This is a genomic window from Haladaptatus halobius, from assembly GCF_020618475.1.
GTDB classification, from domain to species: domain Archaea; phylum Halobacteriota; class Halobacteria; order Halobacteriales; family Haladaptataceae; genus Haladaptatus; species Haladaptatus halobius.
The window spans coordinates 652,935-677,550 of the sequence record NZ_CP085335.1 but is presented as its reverse complement, the minus strand read 5'-3'; the positions used below and the strand labels follow the sequence as shown (position 1 = coordinate 677,550).

At 64.6% G+C, this 24,616-nt stretch carries 29 protein-coding genes; 14 read left to right on the top strand and 15 right to left on the bottom strand.

Annotated elements, in window-relative coordinates; genetic code table 11:
- Positions 1-129: 129 nt before the first annotated feature.
- Both LIW51_RS03880 and LIW51_RS03875 read right to left on the bottom strand, forming a co-directional pair.
- A complete protein-coding gene (locus tag LIW51_RS03880; protein ID WP_227375914.1) occupies positions 130-609 on the bottom strand; it encodes a hypothetical protein in 480 nt (159 codons plus the stop codon).
- A gap of 341 nt (positions 610-950) precedes the next feature.
- Entirely contained in the window at positions 951-1,562 is a 612-nt protein-coding gene (locus tag LIW51_RS03875; protein ID WP_227375913.1) for a hypothetical protein, read from the bottom strand.
- Positions 1,563-1,765: 203 nt separating this feature from the next.
- Here LIW51_RS03875 and solA point away from each other — a divergent pair, with 203 nt between their 5' ends.
- Entirely contained in the window at positions 1,766-2,890 is a 1,125-nt protein-coding gene (gene solA / locus LIW51_RS03870; protein WP_227375912.1) for an N-methyl-L-tryptophan oxidase, read from the top strand.
- Position 2,891: 1 nt separating this feature from the next.
- Here the strand turns inward: solA and LIW51_RS03865 are convergent, their stop codons facing one another.
- From LIW51_RS03865 to LIW51_RS03845, 5 genes are read right to left on the bottom strand one after another with little or no spacing between them, the layout of a single operon-like run.
- The gene (locus LIW51_RS03865; protein WP_227375911.1) at positions 2,892-4,034 is read right to left on the bottom strand and encodes an NAD(P)/FAD-dependent oxidoreductase; all 1,143 of its coding nucleotides are present in this window, start codon (positions 4,032-4,034) and stop codon (positions 2,892-2,894) included.
- 59 nt (positions 4,035-4,093) lie between these two features.
- Positions 4,094-4,834, bottom strand: coding sequence for a TOBE domain-containing protein (locus tag LIW51_RS03860; RefSeq protein ID WP_227375910.1), 741 nt, complete (start codon positions 4,832-4,834; stop codon positions 4,094-4,096).
- 28 nt (positions 4,835-4,862) lie between these two features.
- Positions 4,863-5,627 (bottom strand): ABC transporter ATP-binding protein, encoded by a 765-nt coding sequence (locus LIW51_RS03855; RefSeq protein WP_227375909.1) that lies wholly within the window; start codon positions 5,625-5,627, stop codon positions 4,863-4,865.
- Positions 5,624-6,340, bottom strand: a complete 717-nt coding sequence (locus LIW51_RS03850) for an ABC transporter permease (RefSeq protein WP_227375908.1) — start codon at positions 6,338-6,340, stop codon at positions 5,624-5,626. Before LIW51_RS03850 ends, LIW51_RS03855 begins: the two co-directional genes overlap by 4 nt.
- Before the next feature lie 45 nt (positions 6,341-6,385).
- Entirely contained in the window at positions 6,386-7,396 is a 1,011-nt protein-coding gene (locus LIW51_RS03845) for an ABC transporter substrate-binding protein (RefSeq protein ID WP_227375907.1), read from the bottom strand.
- Between the two features lie 103 nt (positions 7,397-7,499).
- Here LIW51_RS03845 and LIW51_RS03840 point away from each other — a divergent pair, with 103 nt between their 5' ends.
- Positions 7,500-7,688: a hypothetical protein gene (locus LIW51_RS03840; RefSeq protein ID WP_227375906.1), complete on the top strand. Its 189-nt coding sequence runs from the start codon at positions 7,500-7,502 to the stop codon at positions 7,686-7,688.
- On the opposite strand, the gene LIW51_RS03835 is transcribed toward LIW51_RS03840, so the two are convergent.
- From LIW51_RS03835 to LIW51_RS03825, 3 genes are read right to left on the bottom strand one after another with little or no spacing between them, the layout of a single operon-like run.
- On the bottom strand, positions 7,658-8,536 hold the full coding sequence (locus LIW51_RS03835; RefSeq protein WP_227375905.1) for an ABC transporter permease: 879 nt from the start codon (positions 8,534-8,536) through the stop codon (positions 7,658-7,660). The genes LIW51_RS03840 and LIW51_RS03835 overlap by 31 nt on opposite strands.
- 1 nt (position 8,537) lies before the next feature.
- Positions 8,538-9,464: an ABC transporter permease gene (locus tag LIW51_RS03830; protein WP_227375904.1), complete on the bottom strand. Its 927-nt coding sequence runs from the start codon at positions 9,462-9,464 to the stop codon at positions 8,538-8,540.
- Between the two features lie 3 nt (positions 9,465-9,467).
- Entirely contained in the window at positions 9,468-10,625 is a 1,158-nt protein-coding gene (locus LIW51_RS03825) for an ABC transporter substrate-binding protein (protein WP_227375903.1), read from the bottom strand.
- Between the two features lie 134 nt (positions 10,626-10,759).
- On the opposite strand from LIW51_RS03825, the gene LIW51_RS03820 reads away from it, so the two are divergent.
- Entirely contained in the window at positions 10,760-11,824 is a 1,065-nt protein-coding gene (locus LIW51_RS03820; RefSeq protein ID WP_227375902.1) for an ABC transporter ATP-binding protein, read from the top strand.
- On the opposite strand, the gene LIW51_RS03815 is transcribed toward LIW51_RS03820, so the two are convergent.
- Complete coding sequence (locus LIW51_RS03815; RefSeq protein WP_227375901.1) at positions 11,791-11,958, bottom strand: hypothetical protein; 168 nt, start codon at positions 11,956-11,958, stop codon at positions 11,791-11,793. The two genes, LIW51_RS03820 and LIW51_RS03815, sit on opposite strands and share 34 nt — an antisense overlap.
- Here LIW51_RS03815 and LIW51_RS03810 point away from each other — a divergent pair.
- The 11 genes from LIW51_RS03810 to LIW51_RS03760 all read left to right on the top strand — a co-directional run bounded on the left by LIW51_RS03810 (position 11,942) and on the right by LIW51_RS03760 (position 21,884).
- Positions 11,942-12,157 (top strand): DUF7545 family protein, encoded by a 216-nt coding sequence (locus LIW51_RS03810; protein ID WP_227375900.1) that lies wholly within the window; start codon positions 11,942-11,944, stop codon positions 12,155-12,157. The two genes, LIW51_RS03815 and LIW51_RS03810, sit on opposite strands and share 17 nt — an antisense overlap.
- Before the next feature lie 294 nt (positions 12,158-12,451).
- Positions 12,452-13,096, top strand: coding sequence for a twin-arginine translocation signal domain-containing protein (locus LIW51_RS03805; RefSeq protein ID WP_227375899.1), 645 nt, complete (start codon positions 12,452-12,454; stop codon positions 13,094-13,096).
- Between the two features lie 314 nt (positions 13,097-13,410).
- Complete coding sequence (locus LIW51_RS03800; RefSeq protein WP_227375898.1) at positions 13,411-14,616, top strand: LeuA family protein; 1,206 nt, start codon at positions 13,411-13,413, stop codon at positions 14,614-14,616.
- Between the two features lie 30 nt (positions 14,617-14,646).
- Positions 14,647-14,823, top strand: a complete 177-nt coding sequence (locus LIW51_RS03795) for a hypothetical protein (RefSeq protein WP_227375897.1) — start codon at positions 14,647-14,649, stop codon at positions 14,821-14,823.
- A 145-nt stretch (positions 14,824-14,968) separates the two neighbouring features.
- Entirely contained in the window at positions 14,969-16,762 is a 1,794-nt protein-coding gene (gene ilvB, locus LIW51_RS03790) for a biosynthetic-type acetolactate synthase large subunit (protein WP_227375896.1), read from the top strand.
- A 110-nt stretch (positions 16,763-16,872) separates the two neighbouring features.
- On the top strand, positions 16,873-17,538 hold the full coding sequence (gene ilvN / locus LIW51_RS03785; protein ID WP_227376733.1) for an acetolactate synthase small subunit: 666 nt from the start codon (positions 16,873-16,875) through the stop codon (positions 17,536-17,538).
- A 4-nt stretch (positions 17,539-17,542) separates the two neighbouring features.
- Complete coding sequence (gene ilvC, locus LIW51_RS03780; protein ID WP_227375895.1) at positions 17,543-18,592, top strand: ketol-acid reductoisomerase; 1,050 nt, start codon at positions 17,543-17,545, stop codon at positions 18,590-18,592.
- Positions 18,585-18,881: a DUF7989 family protein gene (locus tag LIW51_RS03775; protein ID WP_227375894.1), complete on the top strand. Its 297-nt coding sequence runs from the start codon at positions 18,585-18,587 to the stop codon at positions 18,879-18,881. The genes ilvC and LIW51_RS03775 overlap by 8 nt, the downstream gene beginning before the upstream one ends.
- Positions 18,878-20,299 (top strand): 3-isopropylmalate dehydratase large subunit, encoded by a 1,422-nt coding sequence (leuC, locus tag LIW51_RS03770; protein ID WP_227375893.1) that lies wholly within the window; start codon positions 18,878-18,880, stop codon positions 20,297-20,299. Before LIW51_RS03775 ends, leuC begins: the two co-directional genes overlap by 4 nt.
- Entirely contained in the window at positions 20,296-20,907 is a 612-nt protein-coding gene (gene leuD, locus LIW51_RS03765) for a 3-isopropylmalate dehydratase small subunit (protein ID WP_227375892.1), read from the top strand. Before leuC ends, leuD begins: the two co-directional genes overlap by 4 nt.
- Positions 20,904-21,884, top strand: coding sequence for an isocitrate/isopropylmalate dehydrogenase family protein (locus tag LIW51_RS03760; protein ID WP_227375891.1), 981 nt, complete (start codon positions 20,904-20,906; stop codon positions 21,882-21,884). The genes leuD and LIW51_RS03760 overlap by 4 nt, the downstream gene beginning before the upstream one ends.
- Positions 21,885-21,900: 16 nt before the next feature.
- Here the strand turns inward: LIW51_RS03760 and LIW51_RS03755 are convergent, their stop codons facing one another.
- The 4 genes from LIW51_RS03755 to LIW51_RS03740 all read right to left on the bottom strand — a co-directional run bounded on the left by LIW51_RS03755 (position 21,901) and on the right by LIW51_RS03740 (position 24,583).
- Positions 21,901-22,137, bottom strand: coding sequence for a hypothetical protein (locus LIW51_RS03755; RefSeq protein WP_227375890.1), 237 nt, complete (start codon positions 22,135-22,137; stop codon positions 21,901-21,903).
- Positions 22,138-22,266: 129 nt separating this feature from the next.
- Positions 22,267-22,728 carry a hypothetical protein gene (locus tag LIW51_RS03750; protein ID WP_227375889.1) on the bottom strand — a complete coding sequence of 154 codons (462 nt, stop codon included), beginning with the start codon at positions 22,726-22,728 and terminating at the stop codon, positions 22,267-22,269.
- Between the two features lie 107 nt (positions 22,729-22,835).
- Complete coding sequence (locus LIW51_RS03745; RefSeq protein ID WP_227375888.1) at positions 22,836-23,615, bottom strand: ABC transporter permease; 780 nt, start codon at positions 23,613-23,615, stop codon at positions 22,836-22,838.
- On the bottom strand, positions 23,612-24,583 hold the full coding sequence (locus LIW51_RS03740; protein WP_227375887.1) for an ABC transporter ATP-binding protein: 972 nt from the start codon (positions 24,581-24,583) through the stop codon (positions 23,612-23,614). The genes LIW51_RS03745 and LIW51_RS03740 overlap by 4 nt, the downstream gene beginning before the upstream one ends.
- Positions 24,584-24,616 lie beyond the last annotated feature (33 nt).

Here is a 24,616-nt window from a genome sequence, read left to right as displayed (position 1 = left end):
GTGCACGGGAGTCGTGCTTTTGTAGTAAGGCTATTGAAATGGGGGCGCGTCATCGTCGCAGCTCGGGTCGACACCCGAGAGATCGAACGACGCCACCCCGTCGTCCGCCGAAAAACGGAGAGTCAGCGCTCAGCTGTACTGATTTCCGGCCGTGGTCAGGCCAGGACAGCTACTGGCGTTGCCGAATCCGCCGAGGAGCGTGCTGTCCGTGATGGTTGCGTTTTGCCACCCGTCCGACAGACGGACGACCGATGCGTCGTCAAGCGAATCGGCGTAGATATCGTCGACGAAGGCGTTCTCGTTCTGCACGACCGGCCATCGAGTCGCCTCGTAGCGACCGCCGACCGTGCGGACGTTGTTCCCGTTGACGAGGAGTCCGTCGCGTCGGTCGGGGCCCGGTTGGCTCACCGTCAAATCGGTGAACTCGCACCCGTCCTGATTACATCGGATCGCTTCTCGCCACGTCGAACCCGGCGCGTCGCCGGTGACCGTGAGGCGGTCGCAGGTGACCTTTCCGGGATTGGTGACCGAAGCCGCCTGTTGAATCTGCACCGCGTTCGAACTCCCGTCGACGCGAACCGTCGTGTCGGCGATGGTGACCGACCCCACTTCCGAGTCGGGAATTGATTATCTCCTGATTATCTTTGTATAAATATATACAATATTGATTGTTTCTTTAATTATACTTAATATTTTATTGTATAACGTTATTTTAGATATATTTCTAAGAATTTTATCCCACCGAAGGAATTATAGAACGGATTTAGAACATTCGAAGAAGCCTGGAAAAAGACGCGCGTTCTTCGTGATTCGAAGACGGTCGATACCACAGCAAGACCGAACGAATCGCACCGAAATAGGCCTGAAACGGGGTCACGGCCGAACTGAAAATGTGGCGCTGACGAGACTTTTCGACCGAGCGGAGAGTCCCGAGGACGAGTCCACGAGCGTTACAGTCGGGCGGCGAGGTAGCGGCTCACCGCGAAGAGCGCGACGCTTCCCGCGAACGCGGTCAAGGCGACGGTCGCCACGCTCAGTCCGGTACCCGATGGGTCGAACGGTCCCTGCTGTCCGCCCGCCGAGTACTGCTGGATGGTCTCGACTCCGGCGTAGCCGAGGAGGAAGAACGCGAGCGTCACGGCGAGGAGGAGCGCACCCCCCACGAAGCCGTAGAACGACGACATCTCCTCGACGCTGAGGAGTTGTCGCATCCGGCGTTCGCTCAGCGCCGACTCGCCCCGGAGCACCGCGACGGCGACCGAGACGTGTCCGATCGCCGCTCCGAGTTCGAGGACGAGAACGAGCGCGCCGGGCATCAGGACGGTCGGCGAGGCCGCCAAGGGGTCGCCGCCCGGAAAGAGCGCGACGACCGACGACGGATAGGCGAGCGTCAGCGGCGCGACGAGCGCCAGCGCGAGCAGAAGGGCGCTCTGCCACGCCAGTTTCGTCGGTATCGATTGGTCGAAGTGGCTGTGCTGGTGGACGCGGAGTCGCTCGTACGCCGAACCGTTCAGTATCGCGTCCGCGATGTCGTCGTCGATGTAGTCGGTCTGTCCCGTCACGTTGTACGCTCCGTGCCCGTTTTCGCACCGATATTCACCTTGGGGTTATACCGCTATCGATACGCCGATGTGCCTTTTTTCGGGGGTGTCGCGCATCGTAAAGCGGGCGAGTGGCAACGATCCGGCGGAGTTCGAATACGACGTCGCTCCATTGCGGTTTCTTGGTGAACCACTATTGTCCCCGCCCACCATGGTCGTACCAGATGACGGAGTACGACACGATAGTCGTCGGCGTCGGCGGTATGGGCAGCGCGACGACCGCCCACCTCGCGCGACGGGGGCAGCGAGTGCTGGGACTGGAGCACTTCGACGTCCCCCACGCGAAGGGGTCGTCGCACGGCGTGACGCGCATCATCCGAAAAGCGTACTACGAACACCCGGATTACGTTCCCCTGCTGGAGCGCGCATACGACCTGTGGCGCGAACTGGACGAGACGCATCCGACCCGACTCCTGCACACGACCGGCTGCGTCGTCGCGGGACCGGAGGACGGCGAGAAGGTGGTCGGGGCGCGCGACTCCTGCGAGGAACACGACATCGAGTACGAACTGCTCACCGCGACGGAGGTCGGCGACCGCTATCCCGGCTACGACCTGCCCGACGATTTCGTGGCCGTGGTCGAACCGGAAGGCGGCTTCCTCCACGTCGAACAGTGCGTCGTCGCGCACGTCGCCGCGGCCCACCGCCGCGGGGCGGAGATTCGCGCCCGCGAAGAGGTGCTCGACTGGGAACCGACGCCGGACGGTGGGGTGCGAGTCGAGACGAACCGCGATAGCTACACCGCCGACGCTATGGTCGTCACAGCGGGCGCGTGGGCCGCGAAATTGCTGCCGATGCTCGACTTGCAGGCAGTGCCGGAGCGGCAGGTGCTCGGCTGGTTCCGACCGGATTCGCCGGAAGGGATCCAGCCCAAATCGTTCCCGGTCTTCATCGTCGAGTGCGACGAAGGTTACTTCTACGGCTTCCCCGAGTATCGCGTTCCGGGCTACAAGGTCGGCAAGTACAACCACTTCCACGAGCGGGTGAACCCGGACGAGGTGGCCGAACCCACGCGCGCCGACGAGCGCGTCCTCCGCGATTTCACCGAACGCTACTTCCCCGACGCGGCGGGGCCGACGATGCGCCTCGAAACGTGTCTGTTCACGAACTCGCCGGACGAACACTTCGTCGTCGACACACTCCCCGACCACCCGCAGGTCGTCGTCGGCGCGGGCTTCTCGGGTCACGGGTTCAAGCTATCGAGCGTCGTCGGCGAGATTCTGGCCGAACTGGCGACGGAGGGCGAGAGCCGACACGACATCGACCTGTTCTCGCTCGACCGGTTCTAACTCACGAAAATCGAGCGGCGCTGAACCGCTCCAACTCCGCCGACTCGTCCGCCGGTTCGCCCAGGATCGAATCGGCGACGAGCTTTCCGCTGTATGGCCCGAGTTGCAGCCCCGTCGCGCCGTGGCCGGTCGCCAGATGGACACCATCGACGGTCGGAATCGGTCCCAACACGGGCAACCGGTCGGCGGAACGCGGCCGCAGTCCGACCCGGATATCCCGCACTTCGGCGTCGGCGAGGCCGGGGGCGACGCGGAGCGCCTCGTCCAGCACTTCGCGGACGCCGCCCGCCGTCGTCCGGGCGTCGAACCCGGAGCCGGTTTCCCGCGTCGCGCCGACCGCGACGCGGTCGTCCGGCCACGGAACCATGTAGTGGCCGCGGAAGCCGCCGACGATGGGCCACGTCTCGGTGTCGGCGTCGTGCAGGTCGAGGTGGAGTATCTGGCCGCGCTGGGGCTCGACAGGAATCGAGACGCCCAACGACTCCTCGAACGCCCCCGACCACGCCCCACCGGCGACGACGACGGTTTCGGCGTCGTACCGGTCGCCGTCCGCTGTTCCGACGCCGGAAATCGAGCCGTCCTCGCGGTCGATTCGGGTGACGTCCTTATCGGCGACGGCGAGACCGTGATTCCTCCCCGCCCGACGGAATGCCGCCGTGAACGTGCGCCCGTCAACCCGTGCGGCGTCGTCGTATGCGAGACAGCGGTCGGTCTCCGCCAGCGGGGGAAACAGCGCTCGCGCCTCGTCGGAAGACAGTTCGGACACCGACCCCGGGGCGGGGCGTCCGTACGTCTCCTGTCGGTCGGCGATTCGCTCGAACTCGGTCTCGAACGCCGCGCGCTCGTCCTCGTCCACGGCGACCGAGAGCAGGCCGCAGGGCGCGTAACCGGTCTCGCCGTCCTGTTCCTCGGTCAAGCGGTCGGCCAGCGTCGGATAGTAGTCCGCGGCGTCGAGCGCGAACTCGAACCACGCGGTCGAGTCGGTTCGGCTGCTCGTCGCCGGCGACAGTATCCCCGCCCCGGCGTCAGTCGCCCGTCCGGCGTCGTGGCGGTCGAGAAGGAGCGTCTCCGCGCCGCCGCGGGCGAGGTGATACGCCGCCGACGCGCCGACGATGCCGCCTCCGACGACGATGGTGTCGTACATGCGTCGTTGTCGAACCGGCAGCGACTCGGAAGTATCGGTCTCGGCGATTCATGCAGACGTCACGCTCCGCGACGCGGAACCGCCCGCGTCGCGGTCGCCTTGAACGACGCGACGACCTCCGTCCCCGGTTCCAACCCCAATCGCTCCACGCTCGTGGTCGTGATCAACGCGAGAAACGGGGTGTCGGTTCCGACGTCGACCGCGACGCGGGCTATCCTCTCGCCGCGTTCGACCCCCCGAATCTCGCCGACGAACTGGTTTCTGGCGCTCGTCTCGTCGCCTCGCGGAGCCGACCCCGGGCTATGGAGGGTTATCACGTCCGAGCGGATCGCGACTTCGACGGCCTCGGAATCGGGCGGGACGAGCGCCCGAACGACTCCCACATCGGTCTGCACGAGTCCGAACTCGCCGTCCCGTTCGGTGACGCTCCCGACGAGCACCGTCTCGTCCACCTCCGCGAGGCCGGACGACTCCGCGGTGAGCCTGCGGAACCGCTGGAGCAGGCTCCGGGCGTTTTCGGTCAAGGTGCTCCCGCCGCCGTGCGCCCCGCCGCGCTCCCGGCGCACGAGCGCCCCGAGGCCGTCCTCCAACGCCACGACGCGTCGCTGCGCGTGGGCGTACGACCGTCCGAGCGCGGTCGCCGCCGCGTTGAGCGACCCGGCGTCGTCGATGGCCCGGAGCAGGCGTGCGTCCTCTGCGCCGAAACTCACGTCTCCGGCGACGAGTTGCGCGTCGAACGTCGCCTGCGGCGAGTCGTCCTCCGCCGTCGCTCCTTCCGTCGTCTCGGTGTCGTCGGTCATCGTCGCGTCCTCCTCTTCATCGTGCCCATCAGTACATCAATTCCCCCGCCACGAACTTCCGCGTTCGGTCGTCCTCCGGCGCCTCGAACACCTGTTCCGGCGGGCCGGTTTCGATCACCGTCCCGTCGAGCAGGACGGCGACGCGGTCGGAGATGCGTTCCGCTTGGTGCATGTCGTGGGTCGCCACGACGACGCCGACCCCCTGCGCCCCGGCGTCGGCGATGGCGTCCTCGATGAGTGCCGTGTTTCGCGGGTCGAGGTTCGACGACGGTTCGTCCAGCAGGAGCACGGCGGGGTCGGTGGCGAGCGCCCGCGCGAACGCGACGCGTTGGGCTTCGCCGCCGGAGAGCGAGAGGGCGTTCTGGTCGCCCTTACCGACGAGGTCGACGGTTTCGAGCGCCTCGGTCACGGTCGCGGCGTCCCGACGACCGACCAACCGCGCCATCGCCGCGCGGAGGCGCTGCGGCCACGGTCGCCTGACGCGAAGCCCGTAGGTCACGTTCCGTTCGACGGGCGCGTTGAACAGCGACGGCTCCTGAAACACCATGCTAACACGGCGACGAACCGCCAGTCGGTCGTCGTCCGGGAGTTCCCAGACGTTCTCGTCGCGCCACCGGACGGTGCCGGACTCGGGCGAGCGAAAGAGGGCGAGGAGGCGCAAGAGAGTCGTCTTCCCGGTTCCCGAGGGGCCGACGACCGTGACCACCTCGCCCGGGTCGACCGAGAGCGACACGTCGAAGAGGACGCGCTCGCCGTCGAACCCGTGCGAGACGTTCGCGGCGGCGAGCGTCATCGGCGCACCTCCCCGCGTCCGCGACTCCGACTGCGGACCCACGACCCGAGGACGTTCACGCAGAGGACGAGCACCAACAGCATCGCGCCGAGCACCAGCCCCGCCTCGTAGCGACCCTGCCGCGCTTCGACCGTGATGGCGGTCGTGAGGGTTCGCGTGTAGGAGGTCTTTGCGCCGGTCGTGTCGGTCAGAACGATGTTCCCGCCGACAATGAGGATGGAGCCGACTTCGCTGATGGCCCGTCCGTAGCCGGCGAGGACGGCGGTGACGATGCCGTAGCGCGCCTCCTTGACGACGAGGAGGCCGACGTCGGCGTCTGTGCCGCCGAGCGTGAACGCCGCGTCGCGCACGTCCCGCCCGACCGACTCGACGGCCGAGAGGCTGATGCTCGTGACGACGGGCGTCGCCAACACGAACTGCGAGGCGATCATCGCGGTCGGCGTGAAGACGAGTCCCAGCTCGCCGAGCGGCCCCTGATTCGACAGTAAGAGAAGGACGAGTAGCCCGACCACGACGCTCGGAAACCCCATCCCGGTGTTGATGACCGCGGCCACGCCCCGTTTTCCGGGGAACTCGGTGAAGCCGATGACGAGCGCGACCGGCACGCTCACCAGCGTGGAGAGCGCCACGGCGGTCGTGCTCACGTACAGCGAGACGAGGGCGACGCTCACGAAGTACTGCCAGTCCGCGCCCGAAGCGAATTCTTGAAGCATGGTAGCGATTCGATGGCTAGCGACGGTGGATTCGACGCGCCGGGGTCAGTAGTCCGCGGGCACTTCCCGTTCGACCCAGTAGAGGAACTGTTTATCCTCGCGCGAGAGGGATTTGGTCTGCTTGGCGGAGTAGCCCTGCGGGACGTACTGGCCGAAGTTCGGCTTCTTCGACAGCGCGTTCGGGAAGAACAGTTGCGACCCGTTCGCGGTGTAGTTGTCGATGAGCTTTTGTCCCTTCGGGCTGGTCAGGAATCCCGCGTAGGCCATCGCGGCTTGATAGTTGACGCTCCGGTGCTTCTCGGGGTTGACCGGGATGACGCCGTAGGGGTTCTTCAGGATGACCGGACCGCCCTTGAGCGGCCCTTGGACGTGAATGACGAGGTCGATCTCCTTTTTCATCGAGAGGTAGGTGCCGCGGTCGGCGAGGGTGTAGGCGTTGGACTGGTTCGCCTGCGTGAGGGTGTCGCCCATCCCTTTGCCGATTTCGCGGTACCACTTCCCGCTCGGTTGCACGCCCGCTTCCTCCCAGATACTCCGTTCTTTCTTGTGAGTTCCCGAGTCGTCGCCGCGCGAGAGGAAGGTCGCCTTCTTCCCGGCGATGGTGGAGAACGCCTTCGTCGCGCTCTTCATCCCGCCGATTCCGGCAGGGTCGTCCTTCGGCCCGACGATGACGAAGTCGTTGAACATCACGTCCCGGCGGTTGACGCCGTGGCCGTCCTTGAGGAACTCGTCCTCCGCGCCGCGCGCGTGGACGAGAATCACGTCGGCGTCTCCGTCGCGGGCGGTTCGGATGCTCGCACCGGTCCCTTTCGAGATGGTCTTGACGGTGACGCCGAACGCCTTCTCGAACTCGGGGTTGAGTTCGCCCAACAACCCCGTGTCGTACGTGCTCGTCGTCGTGGCGAGCACGAGTTCGCCGTCGCCGATCTTCCCGCCGCCGGAGTCGTCCTTCTCTTTCGTTCCGTTCTTCGCGCCCAACGAACCGGTACACCCGGCGAGTCCGGCGAGGGCACCGACGCCCGCCGCCTGAACGAACCGTCGTCGTTGTATCGACATGGAAACAACGTTGCGTGAGGGGGTGATAAGGGTTGCGTCATTGACGTGATCGAAAACGGTTACGCCGATTCGATGTCGCGTCTCGGAGAAAGGAGAGGCGGTCGTGACCGCAGTAGTGGCCGTCGTTTTCGTCGGAGTCGCTGCGTTTCGAATCCGCCCCAGCGTCGAATCCAAACCGATATCGGTTACCGCGGACGATGTATCCGCGGTCGGCCGCGAGCGTGCGAGGAAGCCGAAGGAGCGAGTCGGAGAGATGCCGACTTACGGCTCTTCTTCCGTCCCCGCGACGTAGCTGGTGACGTTGCCCACGTTCATCGCCACCGCCAGAATCACGGCGATGAGGAAGACGATGAACGACGAGATGGCGTTCATCTTCGGTGCGGTGCCGTACTTTATCATCGAGTACATCGCGGTCGTGAGCACGTCCGTCGTCCCCTGCACGAAGTGCGCGCGGATGAAGTCCTCGAACGAGCGAATCCACGCGAACAGGAATCCGGCCCCGATTGCGGGGGCGACGATGGGGAACGTCACGTCGCGGAACGTCGTGAGCGGGTCGGCTCCCAAATCCCGCGCCGCCTCCTCCAGCGACCTGTCGAAGGTGTAGAGGCGCGCCGTCACCATCAGCACGACGAACGGGAAGCCGTAGATGCTATGGGTGAGAATCAGCGTCAGCGGCCCTGTCGAGATGCCGACTATCGTCTGGAAGTAGATGATGAGCGCAATGCCCAACACGACGCCGGGGATGACCATCGGCAGGATGCCGAAGGTTCGGTAGGCCTCCTTGTACGGGAAGTCGTAGCGCGCGAGCGCGAAACTCGCCAACACGCCGAGGATGGTGGCGATGGTCGCCGAGTAAGTTGCCACCTGAACGCTGTTGAACAGCGCGGTCATCAGCGCGCCGTCGGCGAACGTCGCGGAGTAGTGTGCGAACGTGAACCCGCGGAACGGGAAGAAAGTGCTGGCGTTGACCGCGAACGAAAGGAACATCATCGCGACCAGCGGAATCCACAGGAACACCAGTAGGAGGACGACGACGGCGTACAGTCCACGCTGGAGCAGTCGTTGTTTCTGCTGATGGTCGAGCAGAGTCGACCCCGTCACCTCGCTGCTTTCGGTCGTGGTTCCGGTTTCGGTCGCCATCTCAGACACCTCCGAGTTCTTCGATGCTGACGTAGCGGAACGCGAGCGCGAACGCGATGACGATGGAAACGACGATGAACATCGATGCCGCGCTGCCGTAGTCGATGGCGTACTGGCCGGTGATTCGTCCCTCGATGAGTTGTCCGATCATCAACACCTTCCCCTGTCCGAGGAAGCGCGGCGTGACGAACGCCCCCAGCGCGGGGACGAACACGAACAGGCCGCCGCTGATGATGCCCGGAAGCGTCAGGGGTAGGATGATGTCCTTGAGCGTCCCGAATCGGCTCGCACCCAAATCGCGGGCCGCCTCGACGAGGGTGAAGTCGATGCCTTCCATGCTCGCGTACAGCGACAGCAGCATGTACGGGAAGTAGGCGTGCGTGAGACCGATGACGATGGCCGGAACGCCGTAGCTGAACAGCGACGTCGGTTCACTGACGAGGCCAATTTTCATCAGCGTCCGGTTGATGATGCCGCTCGGCCCGAACATCAGGTACCATGAGTAGGCGCGAACGAGGTACATCGTGAAGAACGGGAGCAGGACGAGGAAGATGACGATTTTGAACGTCTGCCCGTCACGACGCGCGAGGAAGTACGCGAGGGGGAACGCCATCAGCAGACAGAGGACGGTAGTTATCGCGGCGACGGCGTACGAGAGAACGAGCGCGTCGAAAAACGGCGTCTCCCAGAACGGCCCCGACCCGCTGAACAGCGTCGAATAGTTGTTCAGCGTCGGCTCCCAGATGATGCTGTAGCTCTCGCTGTCGACGCTCATGAAACTAACGACGACCATGAACGTCAGCGGTGCCATCAACAACAGCAACAGCCAGACGAGACTCGGGCCGAGCGTGAGCCCGAGCGTTCGCTTGCGCGACGCGAACGCACGAATGAGCCGTGCCCGTCTGGAGGTGGAACTGTCGGTGGACATTGTTCAGGCCGTTTTGACTTCGTCCCACGCGGTCTGCCACGCGCTCTCGTTCTCGACGGCTTTGAACGGGATGAAACTCTTCAGGCGCGACGGCTTGATGGCACCGAACATGTCGTTTTGCTCCTTCGAGAGGTGTTTTTGCGTCTTGGGATTACAGCTTGGCGAATAACCCACCTTGGCGAGTTTCGCGCCGAGATTCGGCGCGATGAACTCGTTGACGACCTTCCACGCGAGGTCTTTGTTCTTCGATTTCTTTGAGACGACGGCGGACTCGAACCACGCGAGCGACCCCTCTTTGGGTGCCGCCATCTTCGGCCAGTCGGTGCCGTTCGCCCACATTTCGACGATTTCGTTTCGCCCGGACTGGCCGACGTAGAAGTTGCCCTGTTTGAACGATTTGATGTACGACGGGTCGGCGGCGATGTAACCGTGCAGTCGCGGTTTTTGCTCGATGAGGGTCTGTTTGACTTTCTTGATTTGCTTCTCCGAGAGCCTAACTTTGCTCCCCTCGAACGCCTTCTTGTAGCCGAGATAGAGCGCGGTCGCGCTCATTGCCTTGAAGTGGTTGTCGTACATGACGGCTTTCCCCTTCAGGTTCGTTCCCTTGTACTTGTCGCTGAACAGCACTTTGTAACTCTGTTCGTGGCTCTCGGGAATCTTCCGAGAGTCGTAGGAGTAGCCGTACCAGCCGAATCGGATGGGGACGCCGTACTTCTTTCCGCCTTCCGTGAACTGATTCTTGCTGAACTGCTGGAACGTGTCGTAGATGCTCTTTTGATTTTTGACGATGTCGTCTGGAACCGGGTCGACCAACCCCGCGTCCATCATCTTCGGCACGTAGTTGTTGTTCGGTACTGCGATGTCGAACTGCTTGTCCTTGCCGGATTTCCAGCCCGTGAACATGTCCGACGAAGATGTGGATTTCGTGAACTTGACGGTGACGTCAAGGCGATTCTCGATTTGCTTTTTCAGATCGGCATACTCCTCCCACGTGAGGATGTTAATGGTTTTCTTTCCGCCACCGCCGCCACCGCCGATGAGACAGCCCGAGAGCCCCGTCATCCCGGTTGCTCCCGCGATTCCGGTCGCTTTTAGAAACCGCCGACGCGCCGTGCGACCATTAGTCGTCTGTGAACTATATTCCTTGTCATCAATATTCATACCAAAGGAACTCATCCAGGTATTATTAAATCTTTGGCAGAAAAAGGTAATCTAATCGTGGGTAATTCTCGCCGACATAAAAATTAGTTAAATGTCACGATAGATTTATACTTTTGGGTGAGAAACCGTGTCGTATGCCAGAAGGCGACGTTCTCATCGATTTACAGGGAGTCCACAAGGAGTACGACGAGGTGACGGCGGTGGACGATATCGATTTCACGATTCGAATGGGGGAGTTTTTCTCGCTCGTCGGTCCCTCGGGGTGTGGAAAGACCACGACGCTCCGGATGATAAGCGGGTTCGAAACGCCGACGAGAGGGACCGTCTCCCTCAATGGGAAGGACATGACCGGCGTCCCGCCGAACGCTCGGGACACAAACCTCGTCTTCCAGCATCTCTCCCTGTTTCCCCACATGACCGTCGGCGAGAACGTCGAGTACGGGCTGAAGAAGTCCGGTGTCGGCAAAGCAGCGCGAAAACGGAAAGCGAGCGAGTACCTCGAACTGGTCGATTTGGGCGGGTTCGAAGACCGCAATCCGAACGAACTTTCGGGCGGCCAGCAACAGCGCGTCGCACTCGCGCGGGCGCTCGTCAACGAACCGAGCGTCCTCCTCTTCGACGAACCCCTGTCGAGCCTCGACCGAAAACTCCGCAAGCAGATGCAGGTCGAACTCCGCAAGATTCACGAGAAGACCGAGGGGTCGTTCTTCTACGTCACGCACGACCAGGAAGTTGCGATGACGCTCTCCGACCGGATGGCCGTGATGAACGACGGTCGCATCGAGCAGGTCGGAACGCCCGAAAAGATCTACCGCGAACCCGCGAGCGCCTTCGTCGCTGATTTCATCGGCGACACCAACCTGTTCGAGGGACGCGCGCGAACGGAGAACGGGACGACGACGATAGAGATCGGCGACGGAAACGTCTCGTTCCCGCACGAAAAGCGCGTTGACGAGGGGCCGGTGACCGTCTCGATTCGCCCGGAGGACTTCTCGCTCGCCAGCAACGGCGGTACCTTTCGGGGCGTCGTCACCGAACGCTACTTTCAGGGCGACCAGACGAACTACATCGTCGAGCCGGATTCCGCCCCCATCTCCGACGTTCGAATCGTCACGCAGGGACGCAACACGCCGATATCACGGGGTGACCGCGCTTCGTTCGATATTCAGCGTGGAGCGGCGGTCGTCTTCAAACGATAGGAGACGAAGAAGCCGCAGAAGATACCACCACGACTACCACGCCCGCCGCAGTTCGCCTCCTCGTCTGTTACCTTCTCTTCGAACACTCGGTCGTCCGCCGCCGTCGACGGTACGGTCGTGGACTCGTTCCGCATCGAGAAGACCGCGGACGTGGTCGCCGACGTGACGATGCTGAGTTGTGCCCAGCGCGTCCACGAGGCGGTTCACGGAAGCGAAGGCGAAGCGGGAAGCGAGTTGCCGGAGCTGGAAGACCGGATGCACTCGCTGTTCGAAGCGCGGTTCGGCGCGTCGTTCGAGGACGTGACGGGGTACGAGACGACGGAAGGACACTGACGGCTTGCAACCGCGGCGGCAACGGGCAACCGAGTGAGGGCGTGACGAGGCTCGACAGTAGCTACCAACACGACCATCGAAACCGTCCCGTTATAGAACGAAACGGCGTCATTAACGCCCGAAATTGCACTTATTCCGTCGGCCATCTCGGTCGCCCCGTCCGCTGAAGAGCCGATTACGAGCCGGCAAACCCAGCGTACTGATTCGACCGTTGCGCGCGGGGCGGGTGAAAAACGGTCACCCCGTCTTTTTGAGACTCGTCTGGAACGCACAATCGTCCTCGGAGGGACAACGATGCCTACCGATGAGAATCAGCGAGCAGACGAGCAAGACGCATCGACACGACGAACGTTCCTCAAGACGGGTGCCCTCGCGTCGGTCGGCACCGCGCTCACCCTCGGAAGCGGTGCCGCGAGCGCCGAGACGGGAGCTAACGCGACGGCACTCCAAGAGGGACCGAAAGGGCTGATCTTACAGAACTCGTTCCGACCGGGTGCACGATTCGTGTTCACCTCGGGCGTCGTTCAGTGGGTTCCGAACGTGCCGGAAGTGCAGGACAACGTCTGGACGAACTACCAGACGCGCATGATTCGGTACCTGAACACGAACGAACAGGTGCCGTTATTCGTCGCGCGGGACGCGAACATCGGTCAGTTCAACGACAACCTCGGCTTCGTGACCGACCAACAGGATTCCCAGCAGCCGAACGTCTACGAGATGGATCAGGAGTTCACCGTCTTCGGCGACTCCGCGTTCCTCGTGACGGTTAACTTCAGCACGATTCCCGAGAACGAGGAGACCAATATCCTCGAAAACGACGACTGGTGGCAACAGCAACAGGGTGGCGGTGGTGGGGGTGGCGACACCCAGACGACCGGCGGCGGCAACCAAACCGGCGGCAATCAGACGGGCGGAAACCAGTCCGACGGCGGTAGCTAAGTTGGCGACCGAACGATAATTGCCCCCGTCGTTTTTCGCGCGGCGACCGTCTGCGGACGGACATCGCAACCGCGGGTGCGGAAGATAGCGCCGCGAATCGACCTCGAATGAGTCCGATAGCATGCCCGTCGACGCGACGCTACCGGCCATCGATTCAGGCCCCTTAAACAATCTAATGTCATACCACTCCGACGATGGCACGCGATTTTACCGAATCCGCGAACCGAACCGTCGTTCTCGGGCGCTGAAACGACCTGTCTGAGCGCAACGCTTAAATAGAAGTTCGCCACTCCAATCGAGTACAATGTCAGAAAATGACACCACCTCCGAGAGGGGGGGTCGAGTTCTTCGAGGGCACGTTAGCCCACACCGACGAGATTGAGACAGTCAGAGTTTTCGACACGACGCTCCGCGACGGTGAGCAGACGCCACGCACTTCGTTCTCGCCCGACGAGAAGCGCGAGATAGCGGCGACGCTGGACGAGATGGGAACCCACGTCATCGAGGCCGGGTTCCCCGCCAATGGCGACGCCGAGTTCGAGGCCGTCAGCGACATCGCCGACTCGACGCGGGCGACCACCTGCGCGTTAGCTCGCGTCGTGGACGGGGACGTGGAGACCGCGCTCGACACCGGCGCGGAGATGGTTCACGTCTTCGCTTCGACCAGCGACGTGCAGATCGAGGATTCGATGCACGCCACGCGGGACGAAGTAAAATCGCGGGCCGTGGAGGCGGTCGAGCGAGTCGCCGAGGCGGGTGCGATTCCGATGTTCTCGCCGATGGACGCGACCCGAACCGACCCCGAGTACATGGGCGAGGTCGTCGAAGCCGTCACCGACGCCGGCGTGGAGTGGATAAACGTCCCCGACACCTGCGGGGTCGCCACACCCGGACGATTCGCCGACCTGATAGCGCGAATCCGCGAGCACACCGACGCTCGCATCGACGTGCACACGCACGACGACTTCGGGATGGCGACCGCGAACGCGATGGCCGGTCTCGAAGCGGGCGCTGAGCAGGTGCAGGTGAGCGTCAACGGAATCGGCGAGCGCGCCGGAAACGCCGCCTTCGAGGAGGTCGTCATGGCCGCCGAGAGCGTCTACGGCGTCGATACCGGCATCGACACGCCGCAGATCGCCACCGTTTCCGAGTTGATCGAACGCTGCAGCGACGTGAGCGTCCCCGCGAACAAGCCGGTGGTGGGCGCGAACGCCTTCGCCCACGAGAGCGGAATCCACGCCGCCGGCGTCATCGAGAACAGCGACACGTTCGAGACGGGCGTGATGACGCCCGAGATGGTCGGCGCGAACCGGGAGTTCGTCCTCGGCAAACACACCGGCACCCATTCGGTTCGCAAGCACCTGCGACAAGCCGGGTTCGACCCCACCGACACGGAAGTCCGGCAGATAACGCGCCGCGTCAAAGACCGCGGCGCCGAGAAGGAGCGCGTCACCGTGGGCGACGTTCGACGATACGCCCGCGAACTGGGCGTCGATTCTCGGGAGGAGGCGACGGCCTGACCATGACCTCCCGCGTTCGCGCGACGCCTCGTGAGCAACTGCCACGGGACGGGCTACCGCGAGGCAAGTATTGCCCGCCGCGCAAGGGCTATTTCCGTCGAGGTAAGAAACGTACAACCAGAGATGCGACAGTCGCGCACGACTCCGAATCCGCAGGTGTCGAGCGTCGAGGCTGCCGAGCGCGTACTCATTATTGTAGGGGCATAACCGCCCCTCTACCTTCCTTCTCCCCGACCCCTACCGAATCGCCACCGAACAGTACCGAGCACGCGCAGAAACCGATGTCAAAGACACGAACGACAGCAAGCACGTATCGACCGACGAACGACCGACGAATCGAGGTGAACACACCGTGAGCGAGCCGGTAGTCGACGCCGTCTCCCGAGAGACGGAGGAGAGCGACGGAACCGACCGAGAATCGAACGAGGCGGAGGCGACGGGCGCGAGCGCGATCGTCGCCGCGCTCGAAGCGGTCGGCGTCGAAGCGATGTTCGGCGTGCAGGGCGGCGCCATCATGCCCGTCTACGACGCGCTGTTCGACTCGGACATCCGCCACGTCACGATGGCCCACGAGCAGGGTGCGGCCCACGCCGCGGACGCCTACGGTGTCGTCAAAGGCGAACCGGGCGTCTGCCTCGCCACCTCCGGGCCGGGGGCGACGAACCTCGTCACCGGCATCGCCGACGCCAACATGGATTCGGACGCGATGCTCGCGCTGACGGGGCAGGTTCCCTCGACCATGGTCGGCTCCGACGCCTTCCAGGAAACGGACACGACCGGCGTCACCGCCCCCATCACGAAGCACAACTACTTCGCGGGCGATGCGGACTCGGTCGGCGACGTCGTCGGCGAGGCGTTCGCCCTCGCCGACGAGGGGCGTCCCGGGCCGACGCTCGTCGACCTGCCGAAGGACACCACGATGGACGAGACCGACCGCGAACCCGGCCCCACCGAGACGCCGTCGACCTACTCGCCGCGGGAGGAAGCCGATTCCGAGGCGGTCGCGGCCGCGGCCGACGCCATTAAGCGCGCGGAGAAACCGCTGCTCCTGTTCGGCGGCGGCGTCGTCAAAGGCGAAGCCTGCGAGGAGGCGCGGCGCTTCGCCGTCGAGCACGGAATCCCGGTCGTGACGACGATGCCCGCCATCGGCTCGATACCCGAAGACCACGACCTCTGCCTGTCGTGGGCGGGCATGCACGGCACCGGTTACGCCAACATGGCCGTCACGCACTGCGATACGTTGATCGCCGTCGGCTGTCGGTTCGACGACCGGCTGACCGGCGGCGTCGACACCTTCGCGCCCGAGGCGGAGGTCGTCCACGTCGACATCGACCCCGCCGAGATATCGAAGAACGTCCACGCCGACTACCCGCTTATCGGCGACGCTGGAACGGTCGTCGACCAGCTCCACGCGGCGATGTCGAGTTCGCCGGACGGGCGGTCGTCGGGACGCACCGGCGACCGCTGGCAGGAGTGGCGCGAGCAGTGCCGGACGTGGAAGGAGGAGTATCCGCTGGCCTACGGGACGCCCGAGGACGAACCGCTCAAGCCGCAGTTCGTCGTCGAGGCGCTGGACGAGGCGACGCCGGACGACACCATCGTCACGACCGGCGTCGGACAACACCAGATGTGGGCCGCCCAGTTCTGGACGTTCCGCAGCCCCCGGAGGTGGATCTCCTCGCACGGCCTCGGCACGATGGGGTACGGTCTCCCCGCCGCCGTCGGCGCTCGCCTCGCCGCGGACGACGACCAGCAGGTGGTCTGCGTCGACGGCGACGGTTCGTTCCTGATGACGATACAGGAACTCTCGGTGGCGGTTCGGGAGAACCTCGACATCACGGTCGCCGTGCTCAACAACGAGTACATCGGAATGGTCCGCCAGTGGCAGGACGCCTTCTTCGAGGGCCGACGGATGGCCGCCGACTACGACTGGTGTCCGCAGTTCGACAAGCTGGCCGAGGCGTTCGGCGCGCAGGGCTTCCGGGTCGACACCTACGACGAGGTGCCGGACACCATCAAATCGGCGCTGGCCTACGACGGTCCGGCGGTCATCGACTTCCACATCGACCCCGCCGAGAACGTCTACCCGATGGTCGCAAGCGGCGGCGCGAACGGGAAGTTCGCCCTGTCGGAGGAGCAACTATGAGCGGTGAGGACGCGGTCGAGAGTTCCGGCGACGACGCCAAGTCGGAGTTCTCGGTGGAAGACCGACCGGAGTCGGCCGCGGAAGCCGAGTCGGACGTGCCGTCGTCCGGGATGCCCGGTCCCGCTCCGAAAGAGCGCCCTCATCCCGAGGGTCGCCGCAACGAGCAGGGCATCCGGGTCGACCCGGAGGCGGAGGCTGAACCCCGGTACCGAACCGCGGTCGTCTCCGCGCTGGTCGAGCACGAACCGGGCGTCCTATCGCGCGTCTCCGGGCTGTTCTCCCGGCGGCGGTTCAACATCGAGAGCCTGACGGTCGGCCCGACGACGGTCGAGGGTCACGCCCGCATCACGCTCGTGGTCGAGGAGACCGACCCCGGCATCGACCAGGTGAAAAAACAGCTGACGAAGCTCAAGCCCGTCATCCAGGTGGGCGAACTGGACGACGACGCCGTTCGGGGCGAGTTGGTGCTCCTGAAGGTTCGCGGCGACGAGCCGGACAAGGTTCACGCGATCACGCAGATGTACGAGGGACGGACGTTGGACGCCGGGCCGCGAACCATCACGGTGGAGATCACTGGCGACCAGCAGAAGATAGACGACGCGGTCGACGCCTTCCGACAGTTCGGCATCATCGAGATCGCCCGAACCGGCCAGACCGCGCTCGCCCGCGGCGACACGCCGACCACGCCCGGCGAGGAGCCGGGACACTCCACCGCGCCGACTCCCGAGCGAGATAGCGAAGAAACGCGCGACGCGACCGACACATCCGACAACTGAAACCATGACAGACGAACCCGACACGACGATATACTACGACAGTGACGCGGACGACGAACGACTTGCGAACGCGACGGTCGCCGTACTGGGGTACGGCAGTCAGGGCCACGCCCACGCCCAGAACCTCGCCGACAGCGGGGTCGACGTGGTTGTCGGCCTCCGCGAAGGGTCGTCCTCGCGCGACGCGGCCGAGGCCGACGGCCTGCGCGTGGCGACGCCGAAGGAAGCGGCTAGCGAGGCGAACATCGTCTCGGTGCTCGTTCCGGACACCGTCCAGCCCGCGGTGTACGACGACGTCGAACCCGAACTCGAACCGGGCGACACGCTCCAGTTCGCGCACGGCTTCAACATCCACTACGGACAGATAGAACCGCCGGAGGACGTGGACGTGACGATGGTCGCGCCGAAGTCACCCGGCCACCTCGTCCGCCGGAACTACGAGGCCGACGAGGGAACGCCGGGCCTGCTCGCCATCTACCGAGACGCCAGCGGCGAGGCGAAAGCCGAGGCGCTGGCCTACGCGAAGGCCATCGGCTGCACCCGGGCGGGCGTGGTGGAGACCACCTTCCGCGAGGAGACGGAGACCGACCTGTTCGGCGAGCAAGCCGTGCTCTGCGGCGGCATCACCGAACTCATCAAGGCCGGCTACGAGACGCTCGTGGACGCGGGCTACTCCCCGGAGATGGCCTACTTCGAGTGTCTGAACGAGATGAAGCTCATCGTCGACCTGATGTACGAGGGCGGCCTCGGCGAGATGTGGGATTCGGTCTCCGACACCGCCGAGTACGGCGGCCTCACCCGCGGCGAGGTCATCGTGGACGACCACGCCCGCGAGAACATGGAGCAAGTGCTCGAGGCGGTTCAGAACGGCGAGTTCGCCCGCGAGTGGATTCTGGAGAATCAGGCCGGACGCCCGGGCTACCGCCAGCGGCGGCAGGCCGAGAAGAGCCACGACATCGAGGAAGTGGGCGAGAAACTCCGAGACCTGTTCGCGTGGGCCGAGGTGTCGGAGTCGCCGGAGGAGGAGAAAACGGAGGTGGCGGCCGATGATTGAAAAATCGGACGGTGACGGACGGGCGATGGGCGACATCAGCCACACCCATCCGTACGCCGACGAGGGGGCGATGACGCGCGTCTTCGACCGCGGGCCGGTCGTCACAGACGGCGGTGATCAAATCGACTCTCGGGCGGGCGGGGATTCCGACGAGGACGCCGAGGAGGAAACCGAAACCATGGCCGACGTGCCTCACACCCCGCCGGAGGGCGCGGGTGACGCGGACAGCGTGTTCGAACGCGGCTACGAGAAGCAGGTAGAGACGGAAGAGCAGGTGGAGAATCGATGAGCAAAGGCACGCTGTACGATACCGTGTGGGAGAACCACAAAGTCACCGAACTCCCGACCGGACAGACCCAGTTGTTCGTCGGTCTCCACCTCGTCCACGAGGTGACGAGCCCGCAGGCGTTCGGCATGTTGCGGGAGCGCGACATGGAGGTCGCATACCCCGACCGCACCCACGCCACGGTCGACCACATCGTCCCGACTGCCGACCAGTCGCGGCCCTACGACGACGACTCCGCGGAGGAGATGATGGCCGAACTGGAGACGAACGTCCGCGAATCGGGCATCGAGTTCTCGAGACCCGAAACGGGCGACCAAGGTATCGTCCACGTCATCGGTCCGGAGCAAGGTCTGACGCAACCCGGCACGACCGTCGTCTGCGGCGACAGCCACACCGCCACGCACGGAGCGTTCGGCGCGCTGGCGTTCGGTATCGGCACGAGCCAGATTCGGGACGTGTTGGCGACCGGCACCGTGGCGATGGAAAAGCAGGACGTGCGCCAGATTCGGGTGACGGGCGACCTCGGAGAGGGCGTCTCCGCGAAGGACGTTATCCTCGAGATCATCCGCCGACTCGGAACCGACGGCGGCGTCGGCTACGTCTACGAGTACGCGGGCGAGGCCGTCGATAACTTGGATATGGAAGGTCGGATGAGCATCTGTAACATGTCCATCGAGGGCGGCGCCCGCGCGGGCTACGTCAACCCCGACGAGACGACCTTCGAGTACCTGCGCGAGACGGACGCCTTTCAGGACGACCCCGAGAAGTTCGAGCGCCTGAAACCCTACTGGGAGTCGGTGCGGTCGGACGACGACGCCACCTACGACGACGTGGTGGAGATCGACGGCTCCGCGCTCGAACCGATGGTAACGTGGGGAACGACGCCCGGACAGGGCGTCGGCGTCACGGAGCCGATTCCGGAGCCGGACGACCTGCCGGAATCGAAACGCGAGACGGCCCAGCAAGCGCAGGAGCACATGCGCGTCGAACCCGGCGAGACGATGCAAGGGTACGACATCGACGTGGCGTTCCTCGGCTCCTGTACGAACGCTCGCCTCCCCGACCTGCGCCGAGCCGCGAGCGTCGTCGAGGGCCGCGAAGTGCACGACGACGTGCGGGCGATGGTCGTCCCCGGAAGCCAACGCGTGAAAGCCGCCGCGGAGCGAGAGGGACTGGACGAAACCTTCCGCGAGGCCGGCTTCGACTGGCGCGACGCGGGCTGTTCGATGTGTCTCGGGATGAACGCGGATCAGTTGGAGGGCGACGAAGCTTCCGCGTCCTCCTCGAATCGCAACTTTGTCGGGCGGCAGGGTAGTCCGGAGGGTCGAACCGTCCTGATGAATCCCGAGATGGTCGCCGCCGCCGCGGTTCGCGGCGAGGTGACCGACGTGCGCGAACTGTCGGAGGTGGCGACGGCATGAGCGACGACGGAGTGAAGAAAGTCGAGCGGGCCTCGGGAACCGGTATCGCGGTTCGGGGTAACGACATCGACACCGACCAGATAATCCCGGCCCGGTTCATGAAGGTCGTCACCTTCGACGGACTGGGCCAGTTCGCGTTCTTCGACCAGCGGTTCGACGAGGACGACGAGCAGAAAGACCACCCCTTCAACGACGACGACCACCGGGAGGCGTCCGTGCTGGTCGTCAATGCCAACTTTGGCTGCGGCTCCTCGCGCGAACACGCGCCGCAGGCGCTAGCGCGCTGGGGCATCGACGCCATCGTCGGCGAGAGCTTCGCCGAAATTTTCGCGGGCAACTGCCTCGCGCTCGGGATTCCGACCGTCACCGCCGACGGCGAGGCGATCGCCGACCTCCAGAACTACGTTGAATCGAACCCCGACGTTGAAATCGAGGTCGACGTGGCGGGCGAGGCGGTGCGCTACGACGACCGCGAAATCGCGGCGAACGTGGACGACGCCCAGCGGAAGGCGCTCGTGGAGGGTATCTGGGACACGACCGCCCTCATGAAGTCGAACGAACAGGCCATCGAGGAGACGGCCCGGAGCCTCCCTTACGTCGACACATGACCGAGCAAATCGCGGTCGTCCCCGGCGACGGAATCGGGCGGGAAGTCGTCCCTGCCGCCCGACGCGTCCTCGAAGCCGCGGAGCCGGAGTTCGAGTTCGTCACGGCCTACGCCGGCGACGCGGTGAAAGCCGAGACGGGAACCGCCCTTCCGGACGAAACGCGCGACGTCGTCGCCGGCGCGGACGCCACCCTGTTCGGTGCGGCGGGCGAAACCGCGGCGGACGTCATCCTCCCGCTCCGCCGGGCGGTGGACGCGTTCGTCAACGTCCGGCCCGCGCGAGCCCACCCCGGCACCGACGCGCTCCGACCGGAGACCGACCTCGTCTTCCTCCGCGAGAACACGGAGGGCGTCTACGCGGGCCACGAATCGCGCCTCAGCGACGACGTTGCGACCTTGACCCGCGTCGTCACCGAATCCGCCTCCGAGCGACTCGCCGAGTTCGCCTGCGAGTACGTCGACGAGCGCGGCGAAGACGGGTTCACCGTCGCGCACAAGGCGAACGTGATGCGCGAAACCGACGGCCTCTTTCGGGATACGGTGGCTCGCGTGGCCGACGAGCGCGGCGTATCCCACGACGAGGCCCTGATGGACGCGCTGGCGACCCACCTCTGTCTGCACCCCGAGGAGTACGACGTGGTCGTCTGCCCGAACCTCGCTGGCGACGTACTCTCCGACCTCGCCGCCGGACTCGTCGGCGGTCTGGGGCTGCTCCCCTCGGCGAACATCGGCCCGGAACGCGCCCTGTTCGAACCCGTCCACGGCACTGCCCCGGACATCGCGGGCGAAGGGGTGGCGAACCCCTGCGCGACCGTGTTCTCCGCCGCGATGCTGCTGGAGTATCTCGGTTACGACGACGAGGGACGGGCGGTTCGTGGGGCGACGGAATCGGTGCTGGAAGACGGTCCGCGGACGCCCGACCTCGGCGGCGACGCGGGAACCGAGGAGGTCACCGAGGCGGTTCTCGGACGGTTGTAGCGGTTCACCTTCTCGACTACGGGGCGAACATCCCGGAGAGAGCGGTGAACGCTCCGAGCGCGGCCAGAAAGAGGAAGCTAATCTGCGTGAGGATTACCTTCCAGTTCGTCGGTTCGACCTCGCCCATCGGCCTCGTGCTTCCGATGGCGTCCAGTTCTTCGCCGAACCGCGACAGGTAGTAGGCGTAGCGGTAGCCGAGTAGACCGATACAGATTCCGCCGAGTCCGAGGACGATTTTCGCGGTGTTAGGCATGTTTTCCGTTCGAAATTTTCTCAGAATGGTGTTTAAATTGACAGGTGGTTCCGTCACGTCCCTCGGCTCCGTCCGTCACCGACGACGAACCCCCACTGCAACGAATCGTCCCGACCGGACGGAGTTCGTTCACGCGGTTTCGAACCACTCGCCCCGATAGGCGTCGGTGTATCCGTGCAGGTCATTCGCCCGCCAGAACATCGCAAAATCCTGCGGACTCGGAAGGACAGTCGCGAACCACCCGACGGTCGCCAGTTGCAGCGACGGGTTCTCGAGCGTCGTCGGGTCGGGGGCTGCGCCGAGAGCGACGAGCGAAAACGGGGTCAGCATGAGCAGGAGACTCAACGTCGCCAGTCGGAGTCCGCGAACCGACGTCGCCTCGGGAATCTCCGAGAGCGTCACGCGCGCCCACGACCCGCCGAGCAGACCGACGGCGACGCCGGTCGTCGCGCGGTTCGGAAGATACTCCATCCAACACGAAACGCCGATCGCCCGAAGAAAACAGACGTGGAGCGCCTCGTGGACGCAGACGTCGACCGCGACGCTGCCGAGCAAGCAACCGAGCGCCACCGCACCCGCTGTCGGGTTCATCGATAGTGACGACTCCCGGCGAGCGAACAAGGGGTTTCGTATTCAGTGAGACAGGTATGAAAGGGTCGGAGAGACGGCTAGCGGCGTCCCGCTCGGATATCCGTCGCTCAGTCCATCAGACCGTAGCCGCGTCGGAACAGGTAGGCGTCGAGCGCCATCACCGCGACGGTCAACCCCGAGAGTACCGCGAGCGAGACGTTCGGGTCGACCTCCGCCGCGCCGAGGAAGCCGTACCGGACGCCGTTTACCATGTAGACCATCGGATTGAGCAGGGTGAGAGTGCGAACGACTTCCGATTTCAGGCTCTCTACGGTGTAGAAGACACCGCCGAAGAAGACGAGCGGGCGGACGATGAATTGGTTCATCATCGTCAGGTTGTCCCAGTCGTCGGCCCAGAGACCACCGACAACGCCGATGCTCGAAAAGAGGAGCGTGATAACCAGCGCGAACGCGACGAGGTAGAGCGGGCGGGCCACGCCGACCGGCGTGAAGAACGCGCCGACGACGGCGATGAGGATGCCGACGAGCAGACCCCGGGTCGCTCCGGAGACGATGTAGGCCGCGACCATCCGCGAGTACGACATCGGCGAGGTGAGCGCCTCTTCGATGTAGCGGTTCCACCGGCCGTGGAAGATGGAAAACGACGAGTTCTCGAACGCGTTCGAGATAGCCCCGAGGACGACCAGTCCGGGGAGGATGAAGACGATGTAGTCGACGGTCACCCCGCTGAACTCCATCTTCCCTACGCGTCCGCCTAGAACGACGCCGAACACCGAGAAGTACAGCACGTTCGTCACGAGCGGCGGGACGAACGTGTTCCGCGGCCTCCGCAAGAAGCGCAAGATCTCGCGACGAGTGAGCGTGAGGAAACCGGTGAGACCGGTCACGCCCGCCCTCCGTCCGCCACCGCGGATACCTGCTCTTCGCCGTCCGCTTCGTCACGCGTCATCGCCACGAACACCTCTTCGAGCGAAGTATGCGAGATGTCGAAGTGGACGATCTCGAAGCCCTTCCGGTCGAGTTCGCGCACGAGTTCCGGTGCAAGGAGGCCCCCTTCCTGCGCCGTGATGACGAGGTCGTCCCCGTCCAGTTCGACCGACTCGATCTCGTCGCGTCCGGCGGAGAGGTACGGGGTGGTCTCGGGTGGATTCCGCAGGGTCACGGTGACCTTGTCCGGCCCGCGACCCATCAGCTCCTCCGGACTCGCCACCTCGACGATCTCCCCCGAATCGAGGATGGCGACCTCGTCGCAGAGGCGTTCCGCCTCCTCGATGTAGTGGGTCGTGAGCAGGATGGTCGTCCCGCTCTCGTTCAGGTCGGTGATGAGGTCCCAGAGGTCGTGGCGGAGTTGCACGTCCACGCCCGCGGTCGGTTCGTCGAGTATGAGCAGGTCAGGGTCGGTGATGAGCGCCCGCGCCAGCATGAACCGACGCTTCATCCCGCCCGAGAGCCAGTCGAAACGCGTGTTGCGCTTGTCGTAGATGCCGACCTGTTTCAGCACCTCGTCGGCCCGCTCTCGCGCCTCCCCTTTCGGAATACCGTGATAGCCCGCCTTGTGCTCCAGCACCTCGCGGATGGGGAAGAACCGGTCGACGTTGAACTCCTGCGGCGCGAGGCCGATCCGATTTCGAGCCTCGCGGTAGTCGTCTTCCACGTCCGCGCCGAACACCTCCGCTGTCCCCCCGGACTTCTTCACGAGGCCGACGAGGACGTTGATGAACGTCGTCTTCCCCGCGCCGTTCGGGCCGAGCAGTCCGAAAAACGACCCTTGCGGAACGTCGAGTGAGACGCCGTCGAGCGCTCGCACCTCCCCGTACTCCTTCTCCAGATTCTGAATCCGTATCGCAGAACTCATTCGAAACCTCGTAACGGACGGATGGGGTTAAGC

What these genes read in the sequence shown, in the direction of transcription:
- solA (WP_227375912.1), top strand. Translation starts at nt 1,766, where the DNA reads ATGACGGAGTACGACACGATAGTCGTCGGCGTCGGCGGTATGGGCAGC.
- LIW51_RS03865 (WP_227375911.1), bottom strand. Translation starts at nt 4,034, where the DNA reads ATGTACGACACCATCGTCGTCGGAGGCGGCATCGTCGGCGCGTCGGCG.
- LIW51_RS03860 (WP_227375910.1), bottom strand. Translation starts at nt 4,834, where the DNA reads ATGACCGACGACACCGAGACGACGGAAGGAGCGACGGCGGAGGACGAC.
- LIW51_RS03855 (WP_227375909.1), bottom strand. Translation starts at nt 5,627, where the DNA reads ATGACGCTCGCCGCCGCGAACGTCTCGCACGGGTTCGACGGCGAGCGC.
- LIW51_RS03850 (WP_227375908.1), bottom strand. Translation starts at nt 6,340, where the DNA reads ATGCTTCAAGAATTCGCTTCGGGCGCGGACTGGCAGTACTTCGTGAGC.
- LIW51_RS03845 (WP_227375907.1), bottom strand. Translation starts at nt 7,396, where the DNA reads ATGTCGATACAACGACGACGGTTCGTTCAGGCGGCGGGCGTCGGTGCC.
- LIW51_RS03835 (WP_227375905.1), bottom strand. Translation starts at nt 8,536, where the DNA reads ATGGCGACCGAAACCGGAACCACGACCGAAAGCAGCGAGGTGACGGGG.
- LIW51_RS03830 (WP_227375904.1), bottom strand. Translation starts at nt 9,464, where the DNA reads ATGTCCACCGACAGTTCCACCTCCAGACGGGCACGGCTCATTCGTGCG.
- LIW51_RS03825 (WP_227375903.1), bottom strand. Translation starts at nt 10,625, where the DNA reads ATGAATATTGATGACAAGGAATATAGTTCACAGACGACTAATGGTCGC.
- LIW51_RS03820 (WP_227375902.1), top strand. Translation starts at nt 10,760, where the DNA reads ATGCCAGAAGGCGACGTTCTCATCGATTTACAGGGAGTCCACAAGGAG.
- LIW51_RS03815 (WP_227375901.1), bottom strand. Translation starts at nt 11,958, where the DNA reads ATGCGGAACGAGTCCACGACCGTACCGTCGACGGCGGCGGACGACCGA.
- LIW51_RS03805 (WP_227375899.1), top strand. Translation starts at nt 12,452, where the DNA reads ATGCCTACCGATGAGAATCAGCGAGCAGACGAGCAAGACGCATCGACA.
- LIW51_RS03800 (WP_227375898.1), top strand. Translation starts at nt 13,411, where the DNA reads ATGACACCACCTCCGAGAGGGGGGGTCGAGTTCTTCGAGGGCACGTTA.
- ilvN (WP_227376733.1), top strand. Translation starts at nt 16,873, where the DNA reads ATGCCCGGTCCCGCTCCGAAAGAGCGCCCTCATCCCGAGGGTCGCCGC.
- ilvC (WP_227375895.1), top strand. Translation starts at nt 17,543, where the DNA reads ATGACAGACGAACCCGACACGACGATATACTACGACAGTGACGCGGAC.
- LIW51_RS03775 (WP_227375894.1), top strand. Translation starts at nt 18,585, where the DNA reads ATGATTGAAAAATCGGACGGTGACGGACGGGCGATGGGCGACATCAGC.
- leuC (WP_227375893.1), top strand. Translation starts at nt 18,878, where the DNA reads ATGAGCAAAGGCACGCTGTACGATACCGTGTGGGAGAACCACAAAGTC.
- leuD (WP_227375892.1), top strand. Translation starts at nt 20,296, where the DNA reads ATGAGCGACGACGGAGTGAAGAAAGTCGAGCGGGCCTCGGGAACCGGT.
- LIW51_RS03760 (WP_227375891.1), top strand. Translation starts at nt 20,904, where the DNA reads ATGACCGAGCAAATCGCGGTCGTCCCCGGCGACGGAATCGGGCGGGAA.
- LIW51_RS03755 (WP_227375890.1), bottom strand. Translation starts at nt 22,137, where the DNA reads ATGCCTAACACCGCGAAAATCGTCCTCGGACTCGGCGGAATCTGTATC.
- LIW51_RS03750 (WP_227375889.1), bottom strand. Translation starts at nt 22,728, where the DNA reads ATGAACCCGACAGCGGGTGCGGTGGCGCTCGGTTGCTTGCTCGGCAGC.
- LIW51_RS03740 (WP_227375887.1), bottom strand. Translation starts at nt 24,583, where the DNA reads ATGAGTTCTGCGATACGGATTCAGAATCTGGAGAAGGAGTACGGGGAG.